The sequence below is a fragment of the Secundilactobacillus paracollinoides DSM 15502 = JCM 11969 genome, from assembly GCF_001311135.1.
GTDB classification, from domain to species: Bacteria; Bacillota; Bacilli; order Lactobacillales; family Lactobacillaceae; genus Secundilactobacillus; species Secundilactobacillus paracollinoides.
The window spans coordinates 1-6,579 of the sequence record NZ_BBAG01000096.1 but is presented as its reverse complement, the minus strand read 5'-3'; the positions used below and the strand labels follow the sequence as shown (position 1 = coordinate 6,579).

The following is a 6,579-nucleotide window of genomic DNA, read 5'->3' as shown; positions in this document are numbered from 1 at the left end:
GCGTAAAGTGGTCAATTTATAGTTTGGTGGGCAAGTGCGTTGCATTCCGCAATTTGGCAGGCAGTCGAAGTGGCTCGCGATGAAGCTAATTCGATTGTCGTTGTGCGCCACTCGAATGGATCTCCATCGTCTCGCACATCAGTAACCGACCAAAGAACGGTCGCTAACTGATGTCGACACCACGACAGCCTGCCAAATTGCTGTATTCCACTAACTATGAGCATATTGGTGACGTTGGTTAAATATCAGCATACAGTCAAAGACAGTTCGAAGATTATCCGCCCTCGACTGCGAAGCATCGAAAGGCAGCGAACCTAGTTATGGTGATTATTGATGGGTGTAAATTAGTTACTGTAGTTAAGTATAAGTAACATTATGTTTCGCGGCGTAGTTGATAGCCCTTTTCTATAGCTAACCGCAAATATCAGCGGAGTGGAGCGGCATTCCAGAGCGCTACTTTTACATTGCCGAAACGTGCTCCGCAAGGCAGGATGCTGCTGTGTAAGCAACTCTGGTCAGAGTCAGACCCGGACTTTTTGACCAGAGTTACTTACACTCCGCCTCCTAACCGGCTTGCTCCGCACTCTCTTGTTTTCTCATTTGACTTTAATCTCCCCAATCAGGTATAATAACGACAATCAATTAACGAAAGGGGTATGACCATGTTAACGACGCAATTACATCAATTGAATCGATTTAGCTTCTTCTTTAACGAGCCTGGCTATCGTCCAGTCCAGTTAAAGAAGAGGTCTTAACATGGCACTCTCTTAACGGATCGGGAAGACGGCTAGGCGTAACGCTTCGGCTGTCTTTCCGGTGATTTAACGCACCGGCGGACTATTCCCCGGTGCGTTTTTGTTTGGGCGGATGATCGTGGTGGGCAAATGAAAGGATTGTGAAAACATGGAAAATACAGGGATAACGCGACTAGTTGGGCGGTTAACAAAGCGCGAGACACTGGATCGATACTTAGATAAGGATAAACGACTGACAAAAACGATGGACGCAAAGGATTTACTGTTGTTGGGAGTCGGGACAGTTATCGGAACTGGGATCTTCATTCTTCCCGGCACCGTGGCTGCGCTGTACAGCGGCCCTGGTATCGTCTTGTCATTCGTGCTCGCAACATTAGTGTGTGCCACCGCTGCGATGTGTTACGCGGAATTCTCGTCTGCGCTGCCCGTTGCTGGGAGCGCGTACTCCTACGGCAACATCATTTTCGGCGAGTTCATTGGCTGGATCATCGGCTGGGCGCTGGTGCTAGAGTACATGTTGTCCGTGGCGGCCGTGTCTACTGGGTGGTCAGCTACTTGATCTCATTTCTCAAAGGGTTTGGCATTACCGTTCCCAAAGCGCTGACGGGGAGCTTTGACCCGGCGCACGGCACCTACATTAACATCTTTGCGGTCGTGATCGTGCTGGCCATTAGTTTATTGCTGACGCAGGGCGTGAAAACGACCACGCGCATTAATAACATTATCGTGGTTGCCAAAATTGCCATTATTATTTTATTCGTCATTGTTGGGATGTTTTACGTCAAACCAAGCAACTGGCACCCATTCTTGCCATACGGGCCTCACGGTGTGATGCGGGGTGCGTCACTGGTATTCTATGCTTACCTGGGGTTTGACTGCGTTTCTGCTTCGGCGGCTGAAGTTAAGAACCCGAAGAAAAACATGCCGATTGGGATCCTTGGGACGCTGATCATCTGTACTGTGCTCTACGTGGCGGTTGCTGGGGTACTGACTGGAATGGTCTCCTACACGAAACTCAACGTTGCCGCACCGGTTTCATATGCGCTGCAGCTGGTCAATCAAAACTGGGTCGCCGGTATCATTTCCGTGGGTGCCATGGCCGGCATGTTCACCATGATGTTGTCTATGATCTACAGTTCATCACGCTTGATCTACTCGATTGGTCGGGACGGTCTGTTACCAAAACGGTTAGGGAAGATTTCAGAAAAACATCAAGTACCAACTGTCAGTTTAACAGCGGTGACCATTGTCATCGCCGTCATGGGCGGCCTTGTTTCACTGGACCGGTTGACCCAATTAGTCAATATCGGGACGTTGATTGCCTTCACAATGATGTCCATCGGGGTTATTCCATTGCGGCGGCGCAAGGACATTAAAAACGACGGCTTCCGTGTCCCGTGGTACCCAGTGTTGCCAATTATTTCGGCCCTGCTTTGCATCTGGATGCTGTCACAGTTACCGTTGGAAACCTGGATCGTTTCAGGAATTTGGTTTGCCTTTGGGATGGTGCTTTACTTTGCCTATGGCATTTGGCACAGCCAGTTGCAGAAAGATTAATCTGACTGTTAGTCCGTTGCATTCCGCAATTTGGCACTCTGCTGAGAGTGGCTCGCGATGAAGCTAATTCGATTTCTGCTGCGCAGCTCTCGAATGGATCTTCATCGTCTCGCACATCAGTAACCGACCCAAGGACGGTCGCTAACTGACGTCGACACCACAGCTCCGTGCCAAATTGCTGCATTCCACTGACATTGAGCTTACTTTTTACCACTGGTTAAGCATCACAATGGCGTTAAAACGAGTTTGTAGAGAATCCGTCCTTGACTGCCAGTCAGCCTATTGACAGCAATGCTTCTTAAAGTGTACTACTCATTAATGACGTTCAATTAGCAGGTTTTATAGCACCGCTCATGCAGTCTTATCATCTACGTTAACGATAACAAGTATCGTAGCGTAGTGGAGCCGTTCGGCCTTACACTCTGGGAGTTACCCGGCCTGCTCCACAATCTGACTACAGCCTGCAGGGCCGACCAGTGGAACGAAACGGCATCACCGCAGAAGTATTGAGTCAAAAACCGCTTTCAGAATTTTGTTGACTATTCATAACCAAGCGTCTATGCTTAACCTATCAAAAAAACGAAGCCGGGAGAAATCACATGTTATCAGTATGTTGTCAAATGTGTTTGTGTCAAAACAACAAGCTTGCTGACCGTGATTTCCAAAACGTTCATGAGGTTGCCTTCTTAGCGTCCTAAAATACGGATGAAGAAGATGCGTGAACAGGGGAAGTGTCTCAGGGCCAGTGGTGGTCTTGGGGCACTTTTTTCGTGCCGTCGTTGGTGGAGGTGTGGCGTTTCGGAGAGGTGTTTTGCGTCATAATTTGGGTCAATAGGAGATAGATGGTAAAAATGGTTAAGAAAACAAAATTACTCGCCACGCTCATGGTGGCGGGCGCCGCAGTATTGCTGGCCGCTTGTGGTAAACAGTCCAGCACGAGTAACAAGCAGGTGCTGAATCTCAGCATGTCCGCACCGATCGGGTCACTGGATATTTCAAAGTCGACAGATTTTAGTCAGACTGGGAACGTCTACGAAAGTTTTTATCGTTTGGGCAAAAATGGGAAAGTAACGCCGGGATTAGCAAAGTCCGGTACAGTTTCTAAGGACGGGAAGACCTGGACGTTCAAATTGCGTAATGCCAAGTGGAGCAACGGCACTCCCATCACCGCGAAGGATTTCGTTTATTCGTGGCGCCGGACTGTTAATCCAGATACTAAGTCGCAGTATGCCTATTTATTCAGCAGCATTAAGAACGCGACCAAGATCAATGCGGGTAACGCTAACCCCGATACACTGGGCATCAAGGCGGAAGGTAAGCACACCGTTGTCGTTTCATTGACGAAGCCGGTGGCCTATTTTAAAGTCTTGATGACGTACTCGCTGTTTGCACCACAGAGTCAAAAAGTGGTCGACAAGTATGGCAAGAAGTACGCAACTAAGTCCCAATACAACGTGTATTCTGGACCATTTAAGGTCAAGGATTGGACCGGTACCGGCAACAAGTGGTCCTTCGTCAAGAATAACGATTACTGGGATAAAAAAGTTGTGAAACTCAGTAAGATCAATTACCAAATCGTTTCCAGCAACTCAACGGGATTGGATCTCTACCAGCAAAATAAACTGGACCTGACACCGTTGTCGAGTGAACAGGTTAAGAACTACCAAAACAACAAAGCGTTTAAGCAGTATGCCTTTGCGTACATCACGTATCTCAAGTACAACTTCAAGGATCCTAACAAGACGCGCCGGGCAGCCATCAATAATCGCAACATTCGGTTGGCGATTTCGCTGGCTATTGACCGTAATCAGCTGACCAAGAAGGTTCTGGGCGACGGCTCAACCACCCCAACCGGGTTCGTAACGAGTGGCTTAGCTTCTGATCCAAAAACTGGTAAGGACTTCGGCCAGGAACAAAAGGTCAAGGACCGTGTCGTATACGATAAGAAGATGGCCCAGTACTACTGGAAGAAGGGGATGAAACAACTTGGGATGAAGAAGTTGACCCTGAGTGTGATTGCTGCCAGTGATGTTACGGCTTCAAGTCCTTTAACGCAATATCTTAAAGCACAATTACAGTCTGTTTTACCTGGGTTTACGCTGAATCTTCAACTAGTCCCTCAACAGATTGCTGATTCAGATGGGAAAAAAGGCCAATTTGACATGACTGTTTCTAGCTGGGGTGCTGATTTCAAGGACCCAATTACCTTCCTGCAGATTCCAGAAACGGGAACCTCATACAATTACGGTAAATACAGCAACAAGGCGTATGATGCGCTGATCAAGAAGTCGGAAAACCAGGATGCCAACAATAAGGAAGCTCGTTGGAACGACCTCGTGAAGGCCAGCCGCCTGTTTACCAAGGATCAAGGGATGACGCCACTGTATCAGCAAACGACATCTTACTTGCAGAATCCTAAGGTGAAGGGGATTATTCATAACACTGCTGGTGAGGAGTGGAATTTTAAGAGTACTTACTTGAAGTAGAGTGCGGAACAAGCCGCTTAAGAGGTGGAGTGTAAAGTGACTTTCGTCATCAAATCCCGGGTTTGGATTTGGTGACGGAAGTCGCTTACATGCAACCTCTTGCTTGTGGAGCACGTTTCGGCAATAGAACATGTCCCCACGTCGCCAAAGACCAACACAGAGATGTGTTGGTCTTTTTTGAGTGTTGTAAAGTTTCTGGTAATACAAGTAGTTAAGGGTTAAAGTTCCTAGCGTGAACTTTCTAGGCAACCACGTCGAAACGAGTTCCACAAGGCACGGGGCTAACGTGTAACGGACTCTGACCAAAAAGTCAGGCCCGGACTTTTCGGTCAGAGTCCGTTACACACCGCCCCTAAACCGCCTTGTTCCACTCTCTATCTCTAATACCCTCCCTGCGTAGCCCCGCCACCATAACCGCCACCAGTGGTTCCGCCAGTAGCACCGCCAGTGGTATCAGTAGTCCCGCCGGTAGTCGTACTGCCAGCAGCCGTGGTGGTCGTATCATCGGAAGTGGATGCATTACCGGATGCATCATACAGCGTATAAGTTGGGTTATTTCCGTTTGAGAAGTCAAACCCAGCCGCCACATTGAGCTTATTTTCTTTGGTATTGTAGTTACTTACCGTCTTAGCTGAAAGGCCTAACGAGGCACGCAACATCTTTGAGACCCGGTTCAGTTCCTTAGTAGAAGGAACCTGATATGAGGACTCTTCGATATAGGCGCCAGTCCCTTGCAAGGTTGTTTTCTTAACTTTTTGGCCAGCCTGACGATCATCCTTAGCCAATTCAAGCATGTTGTTAAAGGATAAATCAGTCTTCATATTGCTTGAAACCAGTGACAGCAGTTTGTGGTAAGTCGATACGGACTTCGTTGCCATGACCTTTTTAATAATGGCCGTGATGACTTGTTGTTGACGTTTCTGTCGACCGTAATCGCCTTGAGGGTCTTCGTCACGCATCCGGGCAAAGGCAAGTGCGCGTTTCCCGTTTACGTGGTGGGTACCTTGGTAAATGAGCTGTGGGTTGCGCTGTCGGTCCATGAGAAGTCTGCTTTGACGGTGATGCCGCCAATCGCGTTGACAACCTTTTCCAAACCGCCCATGTTCATCGTAACGTAGTAATTAATAGGAACGTTTGTTAATTTTTCAACGGTCTTGATGGCCCCGCCAGCCCCGCCAATCGTGTAAGCAGCGTTGATCTTTTGAACGCCTTGCGATTGACCGGAAGATGAATAGATCTTAGCAACGGTGTCTCGTGGGATGCTGACCATAGTGGTCTTTTTTGTTTTTGGATTAATTGTGACAACGATCATGGTGTCGGTCCGACCCTTAAAAGTCCGCCCGAGTGCACCGGTATCAGTTCCCATGAGGAGGACGCTAATGGGTTTATTCTTCGTAATAGCCGTTTTATTGCTATTATTGACAGCAGAGTAGGAGCCGGATAGGGTGCCCTTAGCCTGATAATAAACGTAGGCGGCACTGGCCCCAACACCTAACAGTAATACAATGATTGCGGACAAAACGATGGTCCGAATGCGAGAAAATGTCCGACGACGCTGTCGGTGACGTGGTGGTAATTGATTATTCATGGGGTCCTCCTTCAAGTTACTGGAATAGTATACAGAAAAATGACAGATATGTGACAAAATAAAGACAGTATTCAGTGAATCATAAGTTCCTTATTAGTTTGTTAAGGATTAGAGTGCGGAAAAGGGGCGGTTAAGGAGCGGAGCCTAAGGGGACTTTGGCATAAACGCCCGTTCCTGGCGTTTGTGCCGAAGT

Annotated in this window: 3 protein-coding genes and 1 pseudogene; 2 read left to right on the top strand and 2 right to left on the bottom strand. The window is 48.0% G+C overall.

The window, feature by feature from the left end:
• The first annotated feature begins 903 nt into the window (after positions 1-903).
• Positions 904-2,312, top strand: a pseudogene (locus JCM11969_RS15680) (APC family permease).
• Positions 2,313-3,163: 851 nt separating this feature from the next.
• Positions 3,164-4,798, top strand: coding sequence for a peptide ABC transporter substrate-binding protein (locus JCM11969_RS15675; protein ID WP_054712704.1), 1,635 nt, complete (start codon positions 3,164-3,166; stop codon positions 4,796-4,798).
• Positions 4,799-5,178: 380 nt separating this feature from the next.
• Here the strand turns inward: JCM11969_RS15675 and JCM11969_RS15670 are convergent, their stop codons facing one another.
• Positions 5,179-5,838, bottom strand: a complete 660-nt coding sequence (locus JCM11969_RS15670) for an LCP family protein (RefSeq protein ID WP_054712701.1) — start codon at positions 5,836-5,838, stop codon at positions 5,179-5,181.
• Positions 5,787-6,386: an LCP family protein gene (locus tag JCM11969_RS20850; RefSeq protein WP_054712698.1), complete on the bottom strand. Its 600-nt coding sequence runs from the start codon at positions 6,384-6,386 to the stop codon at positions 5,787-5,789. Before JCM11969_RS20850 ends, JCM11969_RS15670 begins: the two co-directional genes overlap by 52 nt.
• Between the last annotated feature and the right edge of the window lie 193 nt (positions 6,387-6,579).

Bases quoted from the DNA above. Each gene is read 5' to 3' on its own strand.
- JCM11969_RS15675 (WP_054712704.1), top strand. From the start codon at position 3,164: ATGGTTAAGAAAACAAAATTACTCGCCACGCTCATGGTGGCGGGCGCC.
- JCM11969_RS15670 (WP_054712701.1), bottom strand. From the start codon at position 5,838: ATGGACCGACAGCGCAACCCACAGCTCATTTACCAAGGTACCCACCAC.
- JCM11969_RS20850 (WP_054712698.1), bottom strand. From the start codon at position 6,386: ATGAATAATCAATTACCACCACGTCACCGACAGCGTCGTCGGACATTT.